The 21553-nt window shown below is 74.3% G+C and carries 23 protein-coding genes; 14 read left to right on the forward strand and 9 right to left on the reverse strand.

The window, feature by feature from the left end; translation table 11 throughout:
- Positions 1–135 precede the first annotated feature (135 nt).
- From C5N14_RS18595 to C5N14_RS18615, 5 genes are all read left to right on the forward strand, one after another.
- Complete coding sequence (locus C5N14_RS18595) at positions 136–1116, forward strand: YihY/virulence factor BrkB family protein (protein WP_117669379.1); 981 nt, start codon at positions 136–138, stop codon at positions 1114–1116.
- A gap of 81 nt (positions 1117–1197) precedes the next feature.
- Positions 1198–1614 (forward strand): DUF2795 domain-containing protein, encoded by a 417-nt coding sequence (locus C5N14_RS18600; RefSeq protein ID WP_117669380.1) that lies wholly within the window; start codon positions 1198–1200, stop codon positions 1612–1614.
- A 53-nt stretch (positions 1615–1667) separates the two neighbouring features.
- On the forward strand, positions 1668–2129 hold the full coding sequence (locus C5N14_RS18605) for an SRPBCC family protein (RefSeq protein ID WP_117669381.1): 462 nt from the start codon (positions 1668–1670) through the stop codon (positions 2127–2129).
- A gap of 112 nt (positions 2130–2241) precedes the next feature.
- Positions 2242–2505 (forward strand): hypothetical protein, encoded by a 264-nt coding sequence (locus C5N14_RS18610; protein WP_117669382.1) that lies wholly within the window; start codon positions 2242–2244, stop codon positions 2503–2505.
- A 181-nt stretch (positions 2506–2686) separates the two neighbouring features.
- Entirely contained in the window at positions 2687–2899 is a 213-nt protein-coding gene (locus C5N14_RS18615) for a hypothetical protein (protein ID WP_117669383.1), read from the forward strand.
- Positions 2900–2923: 24 nt separating this feature from the next.
- On the opposite strand, the gene C5N14_RS18620 is transcribed toward C5N14_RS18615, so the two are convergent.
- Positions 2924–3370 (reverse strand): hypothetical protein, encoded by a 447-nt coding sequence (locus C5N14_RS18620; protein ID WP_117669384.1) that lies wholly within the window; start codon positions 3368–3370, stop codon positions 2924–2926.
- 166 nt (positions 3371–3536) lie between these two features.
- Between C5N14_RS18620 and C5N14_RS18625 the strand changes: the two genes are divergently transcribed.
- Positions 3537–3911 carry a DUF6401 family natural product biosynthesis protein gene (locus C5N14_RS18625; protein WP_117669385.1) on the forward strand — a complete coding sequence of 125 codons (375 nt, stop codon included), beginning with the start codon at positions 3537–3539 and terminating at the stop codon, positions 3909–3911.
- Positions 3912–3966: 55 nt separating this feature from the next.
- On the opposite strand, the gene C5N14_RS18630 is transcribed toward C5N14_RS18625, so the two are convergent.
- Positions 3967–4851 (reverse strand): hypothetical protein, encoded by an 885-nt coding sequence (locus tag C5N14_RS18630; RefSeq protein WP_117669386.1) that lies wholly within the window; start codon positions 4849–4851, stop codon positions 3967–3969.
- Positions 4852–5062: 211 nt separating this feature from the next.
- Between C5N14_RS18630 and C5N14_RS18635 the strand changes: the two genes are divergently transcribed.
- Together C5N14_RS18635 and C5N14_RS18640 are read left to right on the forward strand one after the other, a co-directional pair.
- Positions 5063–7189: a SpoIIE family protein phosphatase gene (locus tag C5N14_RS18635; RefSeq protein ID WP_117669387.1), complete on the forward strand. Its 2127-nt coding sequence runs from the start codon at positions 5063–5065 to the stop codon at positions 7187–7189.
- 482 nt (positions 7190–7671) lie between these two features.
- A complete protein-coding gene (locus tag C5N14_RS18640; protein WP_117669388.1) occupies positions 7672–8949 on the forward strand; it encodes a sodium:proton antiporter in 1278 nt (425 codons plus the stop codon).
- Between the two features lie 31 nt (positions 8950–8980).
- Here C5N14_RS18640 and C5N14_RS18645 read toward each other — a convergent pair whose 3' ends face one another.
- A complete protein-coding gene (locus C5N14_RS18645; RefSeq protein ID WP_117669389.1) occupies positions 8981–9943 on the reverse strand; it encodes an NAD(P)/FAD-dependent oxidoreductase in 963 nt (320 codons plus the stop codon).
- 136 nt (positions 9944–10079) lie between these two features.
- On the opposite strand from C5N14_RS18645, the gene C5N14_RS18650 reads away from it, so the two are divergent.
- Positions 10080–10691, forward strand: a complete 612-nt coding sequence (locus C5N14_RS18650; protein ID WP_117669390.1) for a helix-turn-helix domain-containing protein — start codon at positions 10080–10082, stop codon at positions 10689–10691.
- A 71-nt stretch (positions 10692–10762) separates the two neighbouring features.
- Here the strand turns inward: C5N14_RS18650 and C5N14_RS18655 are convergent, their stop codons facing one another.
- Positions 10763–11263 carry a metallophosphoesterase gene (locus tag C5N14_RS18655; protein ID WP_117669391.1) on the reverse strand — a complete coding sequence of 167 codons (501 nt, stop codon included), beginning with the start codon at positions 11261–11263 and terminating at the stop codon, positions 10763–10765.
- Between the two features lie 132 nt (positions 11264–11395).
- Between C5N14_RS18655 and C5N14_RS18660 the strand changes: the two genes are divergently transcribed.
- Positions 11396–12748 (forward strand): glycoside hydrolase family 6 protein, encoded by a 1353-nt coding sequence (locus tag C5N14_RS18660; RefSeq protein ID WP_117669392.1) that lies wholly within the window; start codon positions 11396–11398, stop codon positions 12746–12748.
- A gap of 101 nt (positions 12749–12849) precedes the next feature.
- Here C5N14_RS18660 and C5N14_RS18665 read toward each other — a convergent pair whose 3' ends face one another.
- Positions 12850–13629, reverse strand: a complete 780-nt coding sequence (locus C5N14_RS18665; protein WP_117669393.1) for a glucose 1-dehydrogenase — start codon at positions 13627–13629, stop codon at positions 12850–12852.
- Positions 13629–15473 (reverse strand): glycoside hydrolase family 15 protein, encoded by a 1845-nt coding sequence (locus C5N14_RS18670; RefSeq protein ID WP_117669394.1) that lies wholly within the window; start codon positions 15471–15473, stop codon positions 13629–13631. The genes C5N14_RS18665 and C5N14_RS18670 overlap by 1 nt, the downstream gene beginning before the upstream one ends.
- A gap of 222 nt (positions 15474–15695) precedes the next feature.
- Here C5N14_RS18670 and C5N14_RS18675 point away from each other — a divergent pair, with 222 nt between their 5' ends.
- Complete coding sequence (locus tag C5N14_RS18675) at positions 15696–16283, forward strand: general stress protein (protein WP_117669395.1); 588 nt, start codon at positions 15696–15698, stop codon at positions 16281–16283.
- 110 nt (positions 16284–16393) lie between these two features.
- Here the strand turns inward: C5N14_RS18675 and C5N14_RS18680 are convergent, their stop codons facing one another.
- Positions 16394–16921 (reverse strand): GNAT family N-acetyltransferase, encoded by a 528-nt coding sequence (locus C5N14_RS18680; protein WP_117669396.1) that lies wholly within the window; start codon positions 16919–16921, stop codon positions 16394–16396.
- Between the two features lie 153 nt (positions 16922–17074).
- On the opposite strand from C5N14_RS18680, the gene C5N14_RS18685 reads away from it, so the two are divergent.
- Together C5N14_RS18685 and C5N14_RS18690 are read left to right on the forward strand one after the other, a co-directional pair.
- Positions 17075–17554 (forward strand): MarR family winged helix-turn-helix transcriptional regulator, encoded by a 480-nt coding sequence (locus C5N14_RS18685; protein ID WP_117669397.1) that lies wholly within the window; start codon positions 17075–17077, stop codon positions 17552–17554.
- 10 nt (positions 17555–17564) lie between these two features.
- Positions 17565–18551, forward strand: coding sequence for a pirin family protein (locus C5N14_RS18690; RefSeq protein ID WP_117669398.1), 987 nt, complete (start codon positions 17565–17567; stop codon positions 18549–18551).
- A 67-nt stretch (positions 18552–18618) separates the two neighbouring features.
- Here C5N14_RS18690 and C5N14_RS33800 read toward each other — a convergent pair whose 3' ends face one another.
- On the reverse strand, positions 18619–18747 hold the full coding sequence (locus C5N14_RS33800) for a hypothetical protein (RefSeq protein WP_256371534.1): 129 nt from the start codon (positions 18745–18747) through the stop codon (positions 18619–18621).
- Positions 18748–18888: 141 nt separating this feature from the next.
- On the opposite strand from C5N14_RS33800, the gene C5N14_RS18695 reads away from it, so the two are divergent.
- Positions 18889–20478 carry a phospholipase D family protein gene (locus C5N14_RS18695; RefSeq protein WP_117669399.1) on the forward strand — a complete coding sequence of 530 codons (1590 nt, stop codon included), beginning with the start codon at positions 18889–18891 and terminating at the stop codon, positions 20476–20478.
- Here the strand turns inward: C5N14_RS18695 and C5N14_RS18700 are convergent.
- Positions 20427–21176: a hypothetical protein gene (locus tag C5N14_RS18700; protein WP_117669400.1), complete on the reverse strand. Its 750-nt coding sequence runs from the start codon at positions 21174–21176 to the stop codon at positions 20427–20429. The two genes, C5N14_RS18695 and C5N14_RS18700, sit on opposite strands and share 52 nt — an antisense overlap.
- Between the last annotated feature and the right edge of the window lie 377 nt (positions 21177–21553).

Here is a 21553-nt window from a genome sequence, read left to right on the forward strand (position 1 = left end):
TGACTCCCACCGTTCCCCCGGGCCGCACCGCCAAACCGGGCGCCGGGTTTGGCGATTTCCGGCTCCGGGTACCGGCTGGGCCAGGCGAGCGACGGGTGGGCGGATCACCCGGGCCGCCGGGCGCAGGGGGCGGTCATGACAGCGACGACGCAACCGGGCACGGCTCCTCCCGGCGGGCCGCTGCGGCTGCCCCGGCGGGTACGCCAGCTGAGCTGGCACACCTGGCGCGGGGTGCTGGTGCGCAGCGGCCGGAACTTCGTGCAGGACAACTGCGCGGACTGGGCCGCCGCGCTCACCTACTACGGGGTGCTCGCGCTGTTCCCGTCCACCATCGTGGTGGTCGCCCTGGTCGGGCTGGTCTCCGACGGGGAGCGCACGGTGGACACCGTGATCGACCTGGCCCGGGAGGTGGGGGCCGGGTCGGTGGTCGGCAACGACGGTTTCGTCAGCGTGGTGCGGGGCGTGGTGGACCAGCAGAGCGGCGCCAAGGTGCTGCTCAGCTTCGGCCTGCTCGGTGCGCTCTGGTCGGCGTCCGGGTTCATCGGGGCGTTCACCCGGGCCTCCAACGCGATCTACGGGGTGCGGGAGGGGCGGCCGGTCTGGAAGCTACGCCCGCTACAGATCGGCCTGGCCGCCGTGACGCTGGTGCTGCTGGCCGTGGTGGCCACCGGTCTGATCGTCAGCGGCCCGGTCACCGACGCGGTAGGCGACCTGGTCAACGCCGGCGGGCTGACCCGGACGATGTGGAGCGTCGTGAAGTGGCCGGTGCTGGCCATGGTGATGATGGTGCTGCTGTCGCTGCTGTTCAGGATCGCCCCGAACGTGCGCCAGCCGCGGTTCCGCTGGCTCACCCCGGGCGGGGCGGTGGCCCTGGTGTCCTGGGCGCTGGCCTCCTTCGGCTTCGGCCTGTACGTGGCGAACTTCGGCTCGTACGACGTCACCTACGGCAGCCTCGGCGCGGTGATCGCGTTCCTGGTCTGGCTCTACCTGTCCAACTGCGCGCTGATGCTAGGCGTGCAGATCAACGCCGAACTGCAACGCGGCCGGCAGATCCAGGCCGGCGGTCCCGACCCGGGCGAGCCGGTGCTGCCGCCCCGGTCACCGGCCGCCTCGTGACGAGTCGCCGCATTCCGCCCGTCCGGCGTCCCCTTCGGTTTACCGGCGGCCCCCTCGGGTAGCGCACAAGGCATGGACCGTTTGGAACGTGGCAGCAGCAAGCACAGCCCGAGGGTCGACGAGCAGATGAGCCAGGAGGTCAACGGCCTGGTTCAGGGCCCGGGGACCGGTGGCTCGCGGGTTGACGAGTTCCGGCAGCCCGAGCCCGCAGGCGAGGACCAGCCGGAGCCGACCACGGCGCCGGCCGGCGAGCTGCGCACCGGCTCCCCGCAGGGGATGAGTTCCTCCGACGTGGAGGCGCGCAGCCGGCTCGGGCGGTTCATCACGATGACCGCCCTGCCCGGCGAACGGGACGCGTTGGTCGCGAACGCGCGCGACAACGACGCCCCCGACGACATCGTCGCCGCCCTGGAGGGCCTGCCGCCGGACACCCGTTACCAGACGGTCTCCGAGGTGTGGGCCGCGCTCGGGCACAAGAACGAGACGACGCGCTGGTGACCGGACCGGCCCACGATCCGGACCAAGCACCGGCGCACTGAGGAGGATTGTCGATGAGTGGCGTCACCGAACACGTTGACGTGTCCGTGCCGATCCGGACCGCGTACGACCAGTGGACCCAGTTCGAGGAGTTCCCGCACTTCATGGAGGGGGTGCAGGAGGTCCGGCAGATCTCCGACACGAAGACCCACTGGACGGTGGAGATCGCCGGGGTCAAGCGCGAGTTCGACGCCGAGATCACCGAGCAGTTGCCCGACGAGCGGGTCGCCTGGCGGTCCACCGGCGGCACCCAGCAGGCTGGCGTGGTGACCTTCCACCGCCTGGACGGGGGCAACACCCGGGTCACCCTCCAGCTCGAGTTCGAGCCGCACGGGGTGGTGGAGCAGGCCGGCGACAAGCTCGGCGTCGTCGACCGCCGCGCCAAGGGCGACCTGGAGCGGTTCAAGCAGTTCATCGAGCGGCGCGGTCAGGAGACCGGCGCCTGGCGGGGTGCCATCGACCGTCCCCAGCCCTGATCCCCCGCGCACGCCCTGACGATGGCCGCCGGCCCCCGGCGGCCATCGTCGTGTCCGGGGTACGGCGGCGGCGCGGCCGTTTGCGATCACCGACCCCGGGTACCGCGACAGCATGACCGACAACGACAGCCATGTGTGGCGCGACGAGGAGCGGCTCCCCCTGGAGGAACTGGACCGGGCGGTGGCCCGGTCGACGCTCGACGGGCAGTCCGACGACGTGACCGGCAACGACGCCGGTGAGGAGGCCGCGTTCGGGCACGGCCCGGAGGCGGTGGACCGCGGCGCGGCGCCGGCCGAACGGGAGCGCGAGCGCACGGACGCCGACCGGGCGTACCGGGCGTCGACCACGGGTCGGACCGGCCCGGACACCATGTGACACCCGCCCCGCCCGGCCCCGCCCGCCCCGCTTCCGACGGCGGGCGGGGCCGGTTCGGGGGTCGGCCGCTACCCCCGAACCGACAAAAAGCACCGTACGGATGGCCGAAAAAGCGGACAGGTCATCCAGAATCGGCCAATCGGGTGACGGCGACCGGCGGGGGCCGCGTAAGACTTTCGGGATGCAACAGGGCTCCGGCTTCCTCACCGTTCGTCAGCGCCGCCTCGCCTGGCTCGGCTTCCTCCTCGCCGCCGTCCAGGCGCCGGTGGCCGCCAGGTTCGCCACCGACGACTCCTGGCTGTTCAGCCTGTGCGTCGCCCTGATGGTGGCCACCGTGATCATCGCGGACGACGCCTCGCGGCGGCGCCCCGCCGGCGCGACCTCCTCCGACTAGTCCCCGACGCCCGGGCGCGCGGGGTCAGCCCCCGCAGCCCGGGCGCGCCTCGTGCCCGGGCCGACCCCGGGTGCGCCGCCGCTCCTTCATCTCCGCCTCGTACAGGTGCCGCCGGCCGCCGACCAGTTCCTCGCGGGCCTGGCGGTCGAGGTCCCGGAACAGCGCGTGGTACCCGTCGTCGAAGTCCTCGACGACCTGGAAGGTCCACCGTCCGGCGATCACGTTGCGGCCGAGCAGGTCGGTGGCGATCCGGTCGGCGATCACGTCGTGCCCGGCCGCGCGGAACTTCGCCACGGCGTCGTCGAGCATCAGGTCGGCGTGGCCGATGAGCTGGTGCATCGAGTAGAGGTGCCCACGGGCCCGCTCCACGGTCTCCAGCGCCTCGCTGAGCCTGCCCAGCGCCTCCACGGTGGCGTCGCTCACCCCCGGCGGGCGACGGTGCTGCTCGTCGGGTCCGTCCCGGTGTCCCATCCGTCCCTCCACCGTGTCGACCGCGCGGCGATACGCGCGTCCTCCCTTCTGCCCCGTCGGGACCGGGTCAATCCTCACGGCCGGGTACGGGCCGTCGGGCGGAGGATCCGGTACCGGCCGAGCGGCCGACTCCGCCCCGGTTACCAGCCGGTTAGCCTCGTTGCTCATGCGTGTGCCGTCGAACCAGGTGGTCAGCCGTTCCGCCGCGGACTCCGCCAACACCGTCCTCGCCCGGTTGACCGTCGCGATCGGCACCGCCGGGCTCGCGGCGGCGGCGGCCCGGCCCGGGCTGCTCGCCGAGATCGACCAGCACGCCGCGGCCGTCCGGGACAGCCTCGGCGGCGACCGCCGGCCGCTGAGCCCGGCCGCGCTCGCCGGGTACGCCGAGGGCGTCCGGGACGCGGCGCGGGCGCACGGCTGGCAGCCGCCCACCCGTTCGACGGACTGGTCGGAGCCCGACTGGCCGCTGGCCCGGCTGCTGGCGGTCTGCGCTCTGGCCCGCGCGCTGGAGAACGGCCCGGCGGCGCGGCCCACCCCCTGACGTACGCGAGCGGGGAGGGGGCCCGCGCGGACCCCCTCCCCCCGTGCTCCTCCCGTCAGCTACCCGGGCGGCCGAACTGCTGGGTCTCGTCGCCCGGCATACCGCCGGAGCGGTACGTGCCCTGCCCGCCGCGGGCGCCGGTCATCGATCCCTCGGGCTGGGGCATGGCCTGGGTGCGCTCGGCGCCCGACCGGTCGGCCATCCGCCGCTCGACGTCGCCCTTGCCGGCGGCCTGGGCCTGGCGGTGCTCCCGCAGCGCCCGGGACTCCTCGGCGGCCCGGTCGAGCCAGCCCTCCCAGCGGTTCTGCATCGGCCGCACCAGACCGCCGCCGACACCGATGATCAGGATGCCGGCCACCGTGGCGAGCACCGCGATCAGCACCGGCGTGGTGACGGTGGTGGCGATGCCCACCTGGTTCAGCGCGGCGATCACGCCCAGCGCCAGGATGAAGATCGCCGTCAGGTCGGCCAGCACCCGGCCGTACGACAGCCCGCCCAGGAAGCCGGTGACCAGGTCGCGCACCGCGTTGGCGATCGCGGCGGCCACCACCACGATGATGATCGCGATGAACGCCCGCGGCAGCCAGGCGACCACCCCCCGGATCAGGTCGCTGATCGCGTTCGGCCCCCACACCCCGAAGGCGAACTGCAGGGTGAACAGCAGGACCGCGTAGTACGCCAGTCTCGCCAGGATGTCGCTGGCGTCGTACTTGGTGCGTTCCAGTGCGCGCTTCACGCCGCCCCGTTCGACCGCGCGGTCGAACCCCACCCGTTCCAGTACCGTGTCCACGATCTTCAGCACTGCTCTGGCGATGAGCCACCCCACCACGAGGATCACGATGAACGCGATCGCCCTCGGGATGAAGAGCAACACCGACCTCCACAAATCAGTCAGGGCGGCCCCGATGTCTACCTGCCCGACCGCGAGGGTTTTCTGCATGGTGTCCCTCCTGTCGCATGGACTTCGGCGCGGGCATACCCGTCCCGCCGGGCAGCACGCCGCCAGACCGGCAGAGAATTTCCCGACATCTCCGTCCAGAACGGCCCTGACCTGCATTGATGACCACCAGGGCCGGGCGGCGGCGGGGCGCGCGCCGCCACCCGGGCACGCGATCCGGCCTCCGGCCGGGCGCTCCGGCTAGGCTGCGGACATGCCAGGCACGGTCGGGCGAGTGCCCACGCCAGCAACGCGCGCCGCGGCGGAGACGGGTGTCTCCGGAGCGGTGGGTGTCGTTCTCGGCCATCCCTGGGCCGACACGGCGCTCGGCCCGCCCCAGGGCTGGGATCCGGGGGTGCGCGGGGTGGTGGATCTGATCCTCGCCTCGCCGGTGCCGATGGCGCTCGCGTACGGCGACGACCTCCTGCTGCTCTACAACGACGGGTACGCGGCGCTGATCGGCGACCGCCACCCCGGCGCGGTCGGCCGGCCGGCGGCCGAGGTGTTCGCCGACGTGTGGGCCGAGCCGGGCGTCGGCGACGTGATCGACCGCGCCTACCGGCACGGCGAGTCGTTCCTGGAGAAGGAGGCGGTGCTCCCCTTCGACCGGCTCCGCCCCGGCGCCCGCGAGCGGGCCGTGTTCACCCGGGGCTGCTCCCCGGTGCGGGACAGCGCGGGGCGGATCGTCGGGGCGCTGACCGTCGCCGCCGAGACCAGCCAGGTCACCGAGCAGTTGCAGAGCCTCAGCGACGTGGCCGCCGCGCTGGCCGGCACCCTCACCCTGGACGACGTCGCCCGGGTCGCCCTGCGCTACCTGCTGACCGCGTTCGACGCCGACCGGGTCACCTTCGGCGTGGACGACGGCGCGGGGTGGCGCACGGTCCGGCGGGTGCGCGGTGAACTGCTGGACGAGGCCGACGAGCGGCTGCCCCCGCTGTGGCGGCGTTCACCCGCCGACTCCCCCGGGCCGCTGGTCGTCGCCGCCCGCAGCGGCGTGCCCCAGTTCGTCGGCGACGGCCAGCCGCTGCGGGACATCGCGGTGGACCGACACGACCAGAAGGTGCGGGCGCTGGCCGCCCAGCCGCTGCGGACGTCGGTCCTGCGCGGCGGCCTGACCGTCGGCTACCACGCGGCCCACCTGTGGCCGGCCGCCGAACGGGCCCTGCTGGCCGCCTCGGCCGAGCTGGTCGGCCAGGCCGCCGAGCGCGCCCGCCGGTTCGAGACCCAGCACGGCACCGCCCAGCTCCTGCAACGCAGCATGCTGCCCGAGCGCCTGCCGGACCTGCCCCGGCTGCGGATCGCCGCCCGGTACGACCCCGGCGTCGACGGCAACGCCGCCGGTGGGGACTTCTACGACGCGTTCCTGCTGCCCACCGGCGAGCTGGGCATCGTGCTCGGCGACGTGGCCGGGCACGACGTGCAGGCGGCGGCGCGGATGGGCCAGGTCCGGGCGGCGCTGCGCGCGCTGGCCCTGGCCGACTCCCGGCCGGACGCCGTGCTCGCCGGGCTGGACCGCCTGGTGGGCAGCCTCGGCACCGAGACCGGCACGCACGAGTTGTTCGTGACCGTGGTGTTCGGGGTGGTCGACGCGCAGCGGGAGCGGCTCACCCTGGCCAGCGCCGGGCACCCCGCGCCGCTGGTGCGCCGCGCCGCACCCGACGGCGAGCCGGTGGCCCGGTACCTGGACGTGCCGCCCGGGGCCCCGCTCGGGCTGGGCTGCGCTCCGCGCACCACCACGGTCCCGTTCGCCCCGGGGGACACCCTGCTGCTGTTCAGCGACGGGGTCGTGGAGCGGCGGTGGCAGAGCCTCACCGCCGGGCTGGACGACCTGGCCAGCGCCGTGGCCGGCGCGGCCAGCGGCGACCCACGGGCGCTGTGCGCGGTCGCCACCGCCGCCGTCGGCGGCGCCACCGAGGACGACGTCGCCGTGCTGGCGGTCGAACACGCGCTGATCCCGAGCCGCTCGGCGAGCATGGAGGTGCCGGCGGAGCCGACCGCGCCGAGCCGGGTGCGGCACTGGATGACCGCCCAGCTCACCGACTGGCAGGTGCCCGAGGCGGTGGTCGGTGCGGCGGTGCTGTGCACCAGCGAGCTGACCACCAACGCGCTGCTGCACGCCGGCACCGCCGCCCGGGTCGAGATCGACCTCAGCCCGGAGCGGCTGCTGGTGTCGGTGGCCGACTCCGGCACCCGGGGGACGGTGACCCGGGCCCGCACCGACACGTTGAGCAGCCGGGGCCGCGGGCTCGGCCTGATCGAGCAGCTCAGCGACGCCTGGGGCACCGACCCGACGGTGCGCGGCTCGACGGTCTGGTTCGAGATCCTCATCCCGTCCGGTTAGCCGGACGCCGACGACACGATCGACTCCAGGTCACGCACATCGCGCTGTCCGAAGCACGGGAGCCCCCGGGTCAGTGACCTGGAGTGGACCAGGTCGACGCCGCGCCGGGGCCGGCAGCTCCCTGGGCTGCGAGACTTGCCGACGCCCTCGGATCAGTGCCGTCTGGTGAACTCCCCGAGTGCCTGCCACGATCCCGGGTCGCACCGCCATCGGGCCTCGGTCACGTCCATGCCTGCGCCGCCTCCCTGATCAGGTCGAGTGACGGCCGCCCGGGAGCGCCTCGCCCCGGACGACCTCGCACGTGCGCTGGAGCGTAACAAGATCGTCGGTGTGGGGTCACCACCTGCGCACGGGGCTGACCGCCGCGAAGTCCGCGGGCAGGCGGCGGATCGGTTGCGGGCGGCACGCATACCGCGAACGTCGACGGGGCAAGGTCCGTCACCACCTGCCCGCGGCCGTGGGCGAGGTCGAGGGGTGGTGCGGTGGAACCGGTAGACGTCGCGTTCGCGGTGGTGGGGCTGGGCGCCCTGCTCGCCGGAATTCTCCCCCGGCTGCTGGAGCGCCGGCCGTTGTCGATGCCGATCGCGTTCCTCGGCCTGGGCATGCTGATCTTCGTCCTGCCCACCGGGCTGCCCAGCCCGGACCCGCTGGAGTATCCCGAGATCGCCACCCACCTCACCGAGATCGGCGTGATCGTCGCGCTGATGGGCGCGGGCCTCAAGATCGACCGGCCGTTGAGCTGGGCCAGGTGGTCGTCCACCTGGCGGCTGCTGGCGGTCGCGATGCCGATCTGCATCGCGGCCGTGGCGCTGCTCGGCTGGTGGTGGGCGGGCCTGGTGCCCGCCGCCGCGCTGCTGCTGGGCGCGGCGCTGGCCCCGACCGATCCGGTGCTCGCCGCCGACGTGCAGGTCGGCGAGCCGACCGACGTGGAGGACTCCGAGGACGAGGTGCGCTTCGCGCTGACCTCGGAGGCCGGTCTCAACGACGGCCTGGCCTTCCCCTTCGTGTACGCGGCCATCGCGATCGCCGGCACGAGCCTCGCCCCGGCGGACTGGTTCGCCGACTGGTTCACCGTCGACGTGCTGTACAAGCTGGCCGTCGGCGTCGGCGGCGGGCTGCTGGTCGGCTGGCTGCTCGGCAAGCTGTTCTTCCGCGCCCCGAGCACGCTGCGGCTCGCCCGGCACGCCGAGGGCTTCCTCGCGCTGGCCGCCACGTTCCTGACGTACGGGCTGGTCGAGGTGGTCGGCGGCTACGGCTTCCTGGCCGTCTTCGTGGCCGCCCGGGCGATCCGGTCGGCCGAGCGGACCCACGAGTTCCACTCGGTGCTGCACGCCTTCGCCGAGCAGATCGAGCGGCTGCTGACCGTCCTGCTGCTGCTGCTCTTCGGCGGCGCGGTGGTCGGCGGGCTGCTCGCCCCGCTGACCTGGCCGGCCGCGCTGGTCGGGCTGGCGCTGGTCTTCGTGGTCCGGCCGCTGGCCGGGTGGCTGTCGCTGCGCGGCGCGCCGGGCCGGCCGGCGGAGCACTGGGTGATCTCGCTGTTCGGCATCCGCGGCGTCGGCTCGCTCTACTACCTGGCGTACGCCACGACGAAGGCGGACTTCCCGCAGGCCGATCTGGTCTGGGCCACGGTCGGGCTGGTGGTGATCGTCTCGGTGGTGGTGCACGGGGTGGCCGCCACCCCGGTGATGCAGCTCCTCGACCGCGCGGGCGAACGCACCGAGGAGACACCCGAGCCCACCCCCACCCCGTCCCCAGCCTGACCCCACCTCCCCCCAGGGTGAGGGGGGTGGGTCAGGGGTGCAGGCGGGCGGCCAGGGCGCGGCCGAGGTCGTGGCCCGAACGCCAGGCGGTCTGCACCCGGGGCTTGCCGAAGGCGTCGCCGGCCAGCCCGATGCCGTCGGCGTCCAGGTGGTACGTCCCGCCCCCGCCGGGCACGGTCGGCGTGGCGTACGTCCAGCGGTGCACGTGCACGAACGCGGCGGGCTCGGGCAGGCCGAGCAGGTCGCGGACGGCCTGCTCGATGGCCGGGCGGGCCCCGGTCGGCTGGGCGAGGTGACCGGCGGCGAACGTGGGCGTGGTGTGCGCGACCAGCACCGGTGCGCCGTCGCCGCGCCGGTCGCCGTCGTCGCAGACGAGCGTGAGCAGGGGATGCTCGTTGACGAACGCGCCGGCGAAGTCGGGCCAGGACCGGGCCGGGAAGCGCAGCACCGCGCTCAGCGTCGGCGACCACCACTGCGCCTGCACGGCGGCGGTGGCCGCCGCGAGCGCCGGATCGAGCAGCAGGGCCGCCTGCGGGCCGGGCACGGCCAGCACCACGGCGGCGCAGGGCGACCCGTCCACGGCCGGCCCGGGCTCGACGCCGAGCACCAGCCGGTCGACCACCACCGGCAGGTCGGCGGCCAGGTGCTCGACCAGCGACCGCAGCCCCCGCGGGGCCGCCCAGCGCACCGGCCCGGGGACCTCACGCCGGCCCTGCGCGGAGTACGCGACGAAGGTGTCGGTCCACTCCCGGGCCAGCCCGTCGGCCGCCCAGCCGCGCACCACCTCGGCGAAGTCCGGGTCGCTGACGGTGAAGTACGCCGCGCCGATGTCCGCCGGGCGCCCGTCGAACCGCCTGCTGGCCATCCGGCCACCCGCCACCCGGGCACGCTCACGGATCTGCACCGGTACGCCCGCCCGGAGCAACTCGGTGGCGCACGCCACCCCGGCGATTCCCGCCCCGACCACCACGACCCGCGTCCGGTCCGCATCCATCCGGTGATGGTAGGAGGTTCCCGGCCGGGCCAAGCACCGACACACGCGACCGGGCGGGCGGCTGGCTGGCGGGCACGCCGTGCCCGCCCGGCCGCGAGAACTGCAAAGATCGTTGCCGTTCTGGCAAGCTGGTGGCATGGACGACGACCTCGACCACGCGCTCGCCGGGGTGGGCCCCCGGCTCCGCGCGCTGCGCCGGCAGCGCGAGACCACGCTGGCCGACCTGTCGGCGGCGACCGGGATCTCGGTCAGCACCCTGTCCCGGCTGGAGTCCGGCACCCGCCGGCCCGCCCTGGAGCAACTGCTCCCGCTGGCCCGGGCGCACGGCGTGACGCTCGACGACCTGGTGGGCGCCCCGCCCACCGGGGACCCGCGCGTTCACCTGCGCCCGGTCAGCCGGCACGGCATGACCATGCTGCCGCTGACCCGTCGGGCCGGCGGCATCCAGGCGTACAAGCTGGTGATCCCGGCCGGCAGCCACCGGCGGGAACCGGACCCGCAGACCCACGAGGGCTACGAGTGGCTCTACGTACTGAACGGCCAACTGCGGCTGGTCCTCGGCGAGCGGGACCTGGAGCTCTCCCCCGGCGAGGCGGCCGAGTTCGACACCCGGGTGCCGCACTGGTTCGGGGCCGCCGACAGCGAGCCGGTCGAGTTCCTCAGCCTGTTCGGCCGGCAGGGCGAGCGCGCCCACCTGCGCGCCCGGCCGAGGGCGCAGCACCCGCCCGAGCGGCCCGACGAGCCCTGACGCCCGGGACCGACGGGACAGCGAGGACGGCGGGGACGGCGACAGCAACGAGGAAACGGAGACAACGGCGGTCAACGCGGTGGCAGGCGGTGCAGCTCGACCCGGTCGAGCCGTCCCGCCGCCACCCGCGCCGTGAGGTAGGTGGCGTACGGCTGGCGGCGCCGGTCGGTCGGCGAGCCGGGGTTGAGCAGCCGCAGCCCGCCCGGGGCGACGGTGTCCCACGGAATGTGCGAGTGACCGAAGACGAGCAGGTCCGCGTCGCCGTACGCGGCGGCGCAGCGCTGCTCCCGGCCGGCGCGCGGGCCGGTCTCGTGCACCACGGCGACCCGCAGGCCGCCCAGCTCGACCCGGGCCACCTCGGGCAGCCGGGCGCGCAGTTCGGGCCCGTCGTTGTTGCCGGACACGCCGACGAGGCGGCGCGTCCGGGCCTCGACGGCGTCGAGCAGCGCGACGTCCACCCAGTCCCCGGCGTGCAGCACCACGTCGGCGGCGTCGATCGCCGCCCAGAGCGGCGCCGGCAGGTCGCGGGCCCGCTTCGGCACGTGGGTGTCGGCCGTGATCACCAGGCGCATGCCGCCATTCTCGCCCCCGGGAACCGACGGACAGCGTCACAGGTCTTCACACGCCGGCAATGGGCGCGTACCTTGACGGGGAACGCGTGGGAGCGCTTCCACGCATACTCGTCAATTCGTGGAGGACGCCCCATGCGAAGCAGACCAGCGCTCGCGGCCCTGGCCGCCGGCGCGACCACGCTCACCGCCGCCGCCACCGTCGCGGTCGGCCTCGTCGGCTCCGCGCCGGCCGTGGCCGCCGATTCCGCCTTCTACGTCGACCCGCAGACCAACGCCGCCCAGTGGGTGGCCGCCAATCCGGGCGACCCGCGCGCCGCCGTCATCCGGGACCGGGTCGCCGCCGTCCCGCAGGCCCGCTGGTACACCCGCACCAACACCTCCACCGTCCGGGCCGAGGTGGACCAGTTCGTCGGGGCCGCCGCCGCGGCGGGGAAGATCCCGATCCTGGTGGTCTACAACATCCCGAACCGGGACTGTAGCGGCGCCAGCGGCGGCGGCGCGCCGGACCACGCCAGCTACCGGCAGTGGGTCGACCAGGTGGCCGCCGGGCTGGCCGGCCGGCCCGCCTCGATCGTGCTGGAGCCGGACGTGCTCCCGCTGATGACGAACTGCCAGAGCGCCGCCCAGCAGGCCGAGACGAAGGCGTCCATGGCGTACGCCGGCAAGAAGCTCAAGGCCGACTCGGCGCAGGCGAAGGTCTACTTCGACGCCGGGCACTCGGCGTGGCTCTCCCCCGCCGACATCGCCGCCCGGCTGACCGGCGCGGACGTCGCCAACAGCGCCGACGGCATCTCCCTCAACGTTTCCAACTACCGCACCACCGCCGAGTCCGTCGGGTACGCCAGGCAGGTCATCGCCGCCACCGGCGTGTCCCGGCTGAAGGCCGTGATCGACACCAGCCGCAACGGCAACGGCCCTGCCGGCTCGGAGTGGTGCGACCCGCCGGGGCGGGCGATCGGCACCCCGAGCACCACCGCCACCGGGGACGGCGCGATCGACGCGTACCTCTGGGTGAAGCTGCCCGGCGAGGCCGACGGCTGCATCGCCGGGGCCGGCCAGTTCGTCCCGCAACGGGCGTACGACCTGGCGGTCGCCGCGGGGCCGGTCCCGACCACCGCTCCGCCGACCACCGCCCCGCCCACCACCGCGCCCCCGACCACGACCCCGCCGACCCACGGCTGCGCGGTCACCTTCACCCCGAACACCTGGACCGGCGGGTTCACCGCCGAGCTGCGGGTGACCAACCGGGGCGGCGCGCTCAGCTCGTGGACGGTGGCCTTCACCGCCGGCCCCGGGGTGCGGCTGACCAGCGGCTGGAACGGTGAGTGGAGCCAGAGCGGCGAGCGGATCACCGTGCGCAACTCGGCCTGGAACGGCGGCCTGCCGGCCGGTGGCACGCTGAGCGTCGGCTTCCAGGGCACCTACTCCGGCGGCACGCTGCCCGCCCCGACCGGCTTCACCCTCAACGGCGCACCCTGCTCCTGAGCCCGAGCCGTCGACGTGGTCCTGCCGCGCCGACGAGCCGGCCGCCGCGCGGTTGCGCGTGGCGGCCGGCGGGGCCGGGCCGGCCGACCGGGGACCCGCGCTCAGGCGCCCTGGCCCTGGTTCTGCATCAGCCCGCCGTCCATGAAGTACGTCGAACCGGTCACGTAGTCAGCGTCGTCGCTGGCCAGGAAGACGGCGAGCCGGCCGATCTCCTCGGGCATGGCGGCCCGCTTCCACGGGATGCTCTGCACCTGTTCCTCCAGGTACGCCGGATCGTCGATGGCCTTCTGGTTGAACGGGGTGAGCACCATCCCCGGGCCGATGTTGTTGACGTTGAGGTGCATCGGCGCCACCTCCAGGGCCAGGCTCTTGGCGAACTCCAGCAGCGCGCCCTTGCTGGCGTCGTAGTCGGAGCCGCCGGCCCGGGCCACCTCCTGGTGGACCGAGGTGATGTTGATGATCTTCCCGTGGCCGCCCTGGTCCCGACGGTGCCGGACGAACCGGCGGGACGCGAAGAACGCCCCGTAGACGTTGGTCCGGATGGCCCGGTCCCAGGTCTCGGTGTCCAGGTCCGCCACCGGGATCCCGGAGGCGTCCACCCCGGCGTCGTTCATCAGCACGTCGAGCGTGCCGAACTCCGCCAGGGCCTCGTCGAACATCGCCTCCACCTGCTGTTCGTCGGAGATGTCGCACTGCACCACCACCGCCCGCCGGCCGTTCTCGGCCACCTTGTCCCGGGTGTGGTTGGCCCCGGCGTGGTCGTGCAGGTAGTGCACCACGACGTCGGCCCCCTCACGGGCGAACTCGATCGCCGTGGCCTGACCGATGCCCGAGTCCGAGCCGGTGATCAGGGCGGTCCTTCCGTCGAGCCGTCCGGTCATCAGCGTGCTCCCTCCGTTCGACCCGCACCTGTCGGCACGGTGGGGCGCGGGCGGTCCGCGCCCTGGCGTCGCCGCTCGTCGGCCTCGGTCAACGAGCCGGCGGCGTTGATCAGGCCGATGTGCGAGAAGGCCTGCGGGAAGTTACCGAGCTGCTCCCCGGTGGCCTGGTCGATCTGCTCGGCGAACAGGCCCAGGTCGTTCACCCGGCCGGCGAGGGACGCGAACATCCGCTCGGCCCGGTCCAGCTCGCCGGCCAGGGCCAGACAGCTCGCCAGCCAGAACGAGCAGATGACGAAGCCGGCCGGGTCGCCGTCCCAGCGGCGCAGCAGACCGTCGCGCGACAACCGTGCCTCGACGACGTCCATCGTGGAGCGCATCCGGGCGTCGTCGGCCGGCAGGAACCCCACCAGCGGCATGATCAGCACCGAGGCGTCCAGCTCGTCCGAACCGAAGGCCCCGGTGTACGCGCCGAGCCGGTCGTTCCAGCCCCGGTCCAGCACCGCCGCGCGGACTTCGTCCCGGGCGGCGGCCCAGCGGGCCAGGTCGGCGGGATCACCGAGGCGGGGTCCGAACCGCACCGCCCGGTCCAGCGCGGTCCAGCACTGCACCTTCGACGAGACGTAGTGCCGCTCCGCGTCCCGGGCCTCCCACATGCCGGCGTCGGGGAGGTGCCAGTCGGCGACCGCCTGGTCGGCGAGGGCGCGCAGGAGCTGGTGCACCTCGGGGTCCATCGGATCGAGGTAGTGCCGCATCAGCCACGCCGCGTCGAGGACCTCCCCGAGCACGTCGGTCTGCCGCTGTCTCCAGGCGTCGTTGCCGACGAAGACCGGCTGGCTGTCGGCGTACCCGGCGAGGCGGTCGAGGGGGTGCTCGGTCAGGTCCCGCTCACCCTCCACGCCGTACATGATGGGCACCGGCTGGTTCCCGATCCGGCCCATCGCGCGGGCCACCCACGCGAACTGCCGGTTGGCCTCGTCGGGACAGGCCGCCAGCCAGAGGGCCTTCAGGGTGAGGCTGAAGTCGCGGACCCAGACGAAGCGGTAGTCGTAGTTGCGGTCGCCACCCAGTTGTTCGGGCAGCGAGGTGGTCGCCGCAGCCACGATCGCGCCGCTGGGCTGGTAGGTCATGCCCTGCACGACCAACGCGCTGCGGCGCACCTGGTCCGCGAACCGGCCGTGGTACGGGTGCAGGCCGGCCCAGGACCGCCAGCCCGCCGCCGTCTCGGCGACCGTCGGGGCGGCGTCCGGCGTCACGGGCGGGCCGGCGTCGTAGGTCGGGCCGTACCCCAGCGTGAAGCCGTACGACTCGCCGGGCCGGACGGTGAACGTCGCGGCGGCCTCGCCCTCGCCGCACTCCAGGGGCACGTCGCCACGCAGTCGCAGGCGGGCCGCGCCGACGGTCGCCTGCACCCCGTCGCCGGTGGGCACCAGATACGGGACGACCCGGCCGTACTCGAACCGGGGGCGGTAGCGCAGCCGCACCGGCACGGCACCGGAGACGCCCTCCACCAGCCGGGCCAGCACCCGGGGCGAACGCAGCCCGATGTCGTGCCCGCGCGCGCCGGGCTCCAGCGCCAGCGCGTCGGTCACCGCCACCGACCCGTCCCGGGTGGTGAAGACGGTCCGCAGCACCAGCGTGTCCGCCAGGTAGGAGCGTTCGGTGGTGAAGTCCCCTTCGGGCCGGATCGACCAGTGGCCCGCGTCGTCGTCGAGCAGCCGCCCGAAGACCGACGGGCCGTCGAACCGTGCCGGGCACCACCAGTTGACCGAGCCGGCCCGGTCGACCAGAACCGCGCTGCGGCCGTCGGCCAGGAAGCCGTGCTCGCTGATCCGTCCGGTGTCCACGGCCGTGCCTACCCGGCGGCGCCGACCAGCATTCGTCGGGGCACCGCCGGATGCGAGCGAACCGGTCCCGTGCGTCGCTCCTCCCGGCCGGGGCGGGGCGACCGGAGACCGCTCCGGCGCGTCGGGGCATCCGGATCGTGGCGGGCCTGCCGATCCGGGGGAGCCGGCGCGTTACCGGCCGGTGCCCGGGGGAACGCGGGAGGTCGACGAAGGAGGATGCTCATGATCAGACCCTCGACTCCGACCGCGGCCTGGCAACCCGGGATGCCGGGCGGAAACAACCTCCCGTCCGGTCCGGCGGGCCGCCCCGTTCCGCCCGGCGGCGACGGCCACGGCCCGCCGGCCGAGGCCCCGACCGTGACGATCGGGTCGTACCCGGACTATCCATCCGCCCAGCGAGTGGTGGACTACCTGGCCGACAACCGGTTCCCGGTGCAGCGCACCGCGATCGTGGGGACGAACCTCACCCTGGTCGAGACGGTGCTCGGCCGGATGACCACGGGCCGGGCGGCCCTGGTCGGCGCGGGCACGGGCGCCTGGTTCGGCCTGTTCATCGGGCTGCTCTTCGGGATCTTCACCGCTGGTAGCTGGGTGGCGGTGATCCTGGTCGGCCTGGTGATCGGGGCGATCTGGGGTGCGGTGTTCGGCGCGGTCGCGCACGCGATGACCGGCGGGCAGCGGGACTTCACGTCCGCCAGCTCCCTGCGCGCCAGCCAGTACGCGGTCACCGTCGACGCCGACCAGGCCGAGCAGGCCCAACAGCTACTGGCCCGGATGCACCTGACGCCCGCGGGCGCGACGGCCCGCTGACGCCGCGCGGACGCGCCACCGGTGTCGCCGCGCCCCGGCGGGTGGACGGCCCGACGACCGCAGCGCCGGACGGCCCCGGGGGATGTCCCCGGGGCCGTCCGCCGTGCCGGTCAGCCGTCTGTCGCGAGGCGGGCGTGCAGGTGTTCGTCATGCCGGCGGCCGTCGCCGTAGCGGTACGACTCGCGCAGCGTGCCCTCGGCGAGATACCCCGCCCGCAGGGCCACCCGGCAGGACACCACGTTCGGCACGGCGTGGCACAGCTCGATGCGGTGCAGGCCCAGCGCCGCGAAGGCCCACGTGGTGAGCCGCCGGACCGCGCCCGTGGCGACGCCCCGCCCCCGGGCAGCGGGCACGGTCCAGTACCCGATGCTGGCGTTGCCGCCGCCGATCCCGTGCAGCGACACCGCCCCGAGCAGCCCGCCGTCGCCGGGGTCGGTCACCGCGAGGGACAGCGCGTCGCCGCCGGACCAGTCCGCCCGGCGGCGCACCCAGTCGGCGGCGCGTGCCTCGTCCATCTCGCCCTGCGGGTTCCAGGTGGCCACGGCCGGATCGCGCAGGGCGGCCAGCACGTCGGGGGCGTCGGCCGCCTGCCAGGGGCGCAGCAGCAGGCCGGGGGCAGCGAGTACGACGTGGTCCACGGGGCAGTCTCGCACGCCGCCGGGCCCGCCCGCCCGGGTTTTTCCGGCCCCTTCCTTCAAATCGAAAGCAGAAAAGACCAATCCGGCCGCTTGCAGCGCGCAGCCAGGTCCGAAGCAACTTGTTAAATTTTGAAAGAGTGCTATGGTTGCGGCATGACGGAGAGCCTGGACAGCGAGCGGATGGCCTGCTGGCGCGCCTACATCGAGTCGAGCCAGCGGCTGTTCACCCAGCTTGAGGACGACCTGCGGGCCGACAGCGAGCTGAGTTTCGCCGACTACCACGTGCTCGTGCTGCTCTCCGAGGCGCCGGGGCAACGGCTGCGGATGGGTGAGCTGGCCGGCCGGCTGGTCTTCTCGCCCAGCCGGCTGACGTACCAGATCACCTCGATGTGCAAGCGCGGCCTGGTGGCCAAGCAGTCCTGCGCCGAGGACGGGCGGGGCAGCGAGGCGGTGCTCACCGCCGCCGGGCTGCTGGCGCTGCGCGAGGCCGCGCCGCACCACCTGCGCTCCGTGCGCAGCCACCTCATGGACGACCTCGACGACGCCGAGGTCGCCTGCCTGACCCGGGTCTTCGACCGCCTCGGCCGGCGCCTGCGCGCCGACCGCGACGCCTCGCCCACCCGCAACGAATAAGGAGTTCGAGATGCCCGCGATCACCGTCGACGACGTCCTCGTCCTGCCCCGCCTGCCCCGGCTCGACGAGACCACCAGCTACCGGCCGGTCCGCCGGCTGACCACCGCCCCCAGCGGGTACGAGGGCGAGGGCTTCCCGGTCCGCCGGGCCTTCGCCGGGGTGCCGACGCACGAGCTGGACCCGTTCATCCACCTCGACCAGATGGGCGAGGTGGACTACGCGCCGGGCGAGCCCAAGGGCACCCCGTGGCACCCGCACCGCGGCTTCGAGACGGTGACCTACATGATCGACGGGATCATGGACCACCAGGACTCGCAGGGCGGCGGCGGCACCATCACCGACGGCGACACCCAGTGGATGACGGCCGGCAGCGGCCTGCTGCACATCGAGGCGCCGCCCGAGCACCTGGTGGCCAGCGGCGGCCTGTTCCACGGCCTCCAACTCTGGGTGAACCTGCCGAGGGTGGCGAAGATGATGCCGCCGCGCTACCAGGACATCCGCGGCAAGGAGTCGGCGCTGCTCACCACGCCGGACGGCGGCGCGCTGATCCGGGTCATCGCCGGCGAGGTGGCCGGGCACCGCGGGCCGGGCTCGACCCACACCCCGATCAGCATCGCCCACGTCACGGTGCAGCCCGGCGCCGAGCTGAGCCTGCCCTGGCAGCCGGACTTCAACGCGCTGGTCTACGTGCTCGCCGGGCGCGGCACGGTCGGCACCGACCGCCGCCCGGTGCACACCGGCCAACTCGCCACCCACGGTCCGGGCGACGCGCTGCGGGTCACCGCGGACGCGAAGCAGGACTCGAACGCCCCCGCCCTGGAGCTCTACGTGATGGGCGGGCAGCCGATCCGGGAGCCCGTGGCGCACTACGGCCCGTTCGTGATGAACACCCGGGACGAGCTGATCCAGGCGGTCGAGGACTTCCAGGCCGGCCGGCTCGGGGTGATCCCGGCCGAGCGGGTGCCGCACACCGGCGGCCAGGGCGACCGGCCCTGACCGCTCTGACCGCCCGGACGGGACGGGGCGTCACCGGGCAGCCCCCGGTGGCGCCCGCCGGGCGGGATCAGGAGACCGCGAAGATCCCCGCCACCCCCAGCAGCACCATCACCAACACGGCCACCAGCGCACCGCGCTCGCTCTCCACCGGCTGTTCGCGGTACTCGGTCACGGCGTCGGTCGTCTCGACGGGCATCGGATGGCCTCCTCGGTGTTCGGTCAGGGTCGTCGGGCGTCGCGCGGGAACGTTGCCAGGTCACCGGGGGTGCCGGTCGGCGTGCGGGCCCGGCGCGAGGGCCCTACCGTGAGGACGTTGTCGACCTCGGGAGGCTGGAGCGTGCCGATGCGGGACTGGTTCCTCACCGCGCAGGAACGCGCCAACCCGGGCTCTGAGTTACCCGTCTGGACGACGGGAAACCTCGCCGAGCCGCTGATTCACGGCGCGGCGTACTTCGACCGGCTGGTCAGCGAGGTGGAGGCGCTCGGCGAGGGCGACCACCTGTTCTTCACCGACTGGCGCGGCGACCCCGACGAGCGGATGCGCCCGGACGGGCCGACCGTGGCCCAGCTCTTCAGCCGCGCCGCCCAGCGCGGCGTGGTGGTCAAGGGCCTGCTCTGGCGCTCACACCTCGACTCGCTGTCGTTCAGCGAGGCGGAGAACCGCAGCCTCAGCGAGGCGGTCTGCGCGGCCGGCGGCGAGGTGCTGCTCGACCAGCGGGTCCGCCGCGGCGGCTCGCACCACCAGAAGCTGGTGGTGCTGCGCCACCCCGCCGCCGGGGAGCGGGACGTCGCCTTCACCGGCGGGATCGACCTGTGCCACAGCCGCCGGGACGACGCCGAGCACCACGGCGACCCGCAGGCGGTCGGGATGTCCCCCCGGTACGGCGACACCCCGCCCTGGCACGACGTGCAGCTCGCCCTGCGCGGGCCGGTGGTCGGCGCGCTGGACTCCGTGTTCCGCGAGCGGTGGACCGACCCGATGCCGCTGGACTCGGAGAATCCGCTGGCGTACCTGCGGGACCGGCTGCGCGCCGCGGACCTGCGCCCGGACCCGCTGCCCGACCAGCCGGCCGACCCCCCGCCGTGCGGCCCGCACCGGATCCAGGTGCTGCGCACCTACCCGGCGGTGCGCCCGTGCTACTCCTTCGCCCCGGACGGCGAGCGCACGGTGGCCCGCGGCTACACCAAGGCCGTCCGCCGGGCCCGCCGGCTGATCTACCTGGAGGACCAGTACCTCTGGTCGACCGAGGTGGCCGACCTGTTCGCCCGGGCGCTGCGCGACAATCCCGACCTGCACCTGGTGGCCGTCGTCCCCCGGCACCCGGACGTGGACGGCCGGTTCGCCCTGCCGCCGAACCTGGTCGGCCGGGAGCAGGCGCTGGCGCTGTGCGGCAGGGCCGCCCCGGACCGGGTGCACGTCTTCGACGTGGAGAACCACGCGGGCGACCCGGTGTACGTGCACGCCAAGGTGTGCGTGGTCGACGACGTGTGGGCCAGTGTGGGCAGCGACAACTTCAACCGCCGCTCGTGGACCCACGACAGCGAGCTGTCCTGCGCGGTGCTCGACGACACCCGGGACGAGCGGGCCCCGCTGGACCCGGGCGGCCTGGGCGACGGGGCCCGGCTGTTCGCCCGGGAACTGCGGCTGCGGCTGTGGCGCGAGCACCTGGACCGGGACCCGGGCGGCGGCGCGGACCACGACCTGCTGGGCCCGGCGTCGGCGGTCGAGACGATCACCGCGGCGGCGCACGCGCTGCAACGCTGGCACGACTCGGGTCGGGTCGGGCCCCGGCCGCCGGGCCGGCTGCGCCCACACCGGCCGGAGCGGCTGCCCTGGTACACCCGGGCGTGGGCGCTGCCCGCGTACCGGCTGGTCTACGACCCGGACGGCAGGCCGCTGCGGGCCCGGCTGGCCGGCACCTGGTGACCGGCCCGGCCGACCGCCGCCGGGCTGCGGGCGAGCACGCTCTCCCCGCCCGGGTACGCGAACGACGCGCGCGGGGAGTAGAAGCCGGTGGCGATGACCAGCGGGTTGGCCGGACGTAGCGGGTAGACCGGGTGGTCCGGGTCGAGGAAGTCCACCGACTCGACCTCGAACGGTGCCACCGGCTCGGCCAGGTACGGGTAGACGCCGCTGACCAGGGCCCCGTCGCGACCGGTGAGGTAGCGGTGATGGCCGCTGCGGATGACGTGCCCGGTGTCGCCGACGCGTACCCGGGCGCGGATCAGGGGCGCCCCGTCGACCTCGGTCTGCGCCACCAGCGTGTCGCCCCGCTGCTCCAGCCAGGTGCGGCCGGCCGCGACCGGGGCGCCGCGGGCGGCGGCGTACCCGCGCACCCGGGGGCTGGAGCAGAGGTAGTGCGTCCACCAGCCGCCCGGCAGGGGCCGGTCCGGGACGTCGAGGCCGGCCAGCGACACGCCGAGATAGGTCAGCGAGTACGCGCCGAACCCGGAGCTCTGGGTCTCGTCGTCGACCACGTACTGGTTCATGAAGACCCGGCGGTCGTCCCCGGCGCGCAGGCCCGCCGGCAGCAGGGCGGCGGCTGCGGCCGGGTCCGCCGGCAGCCAGCTCAGATAGATCATCCGGCTGTGCACGACGAGGTGCGGATCGGCGGGGTCGAGCACGCTGCCTCCGGGCCAGGGGGAATTCCCCAGCGACGCTACGGCCGGTCCCGTGGGTGGGACAAGGACGCAAACCCGACAGTTGGGCCGGTCTGTCGGGTTTCACGTTGACGCCGCGCCGCGCGCATCGGCCGGTCGGGCACTCCGTCCCGACGGGCGGCCCGACCACCGCCCCCGACCAGACCCGGGGCACCGCCGGACGGCGGGTCGGGTCGACCGTCCGGCCCGGCCGGGACCGACCAACCGGCCAACGAACCGGTAATCGCGATCGAATCTTCCGGTATCTACGCACCTTTCGGGGGGTTCTGTTCCTGAAAGTACCTTAAGCACATCGTACTTTCGGCTAGATTTCCTGGAGCCGTTCCGGCTAAGGTGAGTCC

It is taken from the genome of Micromonospora sp. MW-13 (genome assembly GCF_003434305.1).
In the GTDB taxonomy this organism is placed as follows: Bacteria; Actinomycetota; Actinomycetes; order Mycobacteriales; family Micromonosporaceae; genus Micromonospora.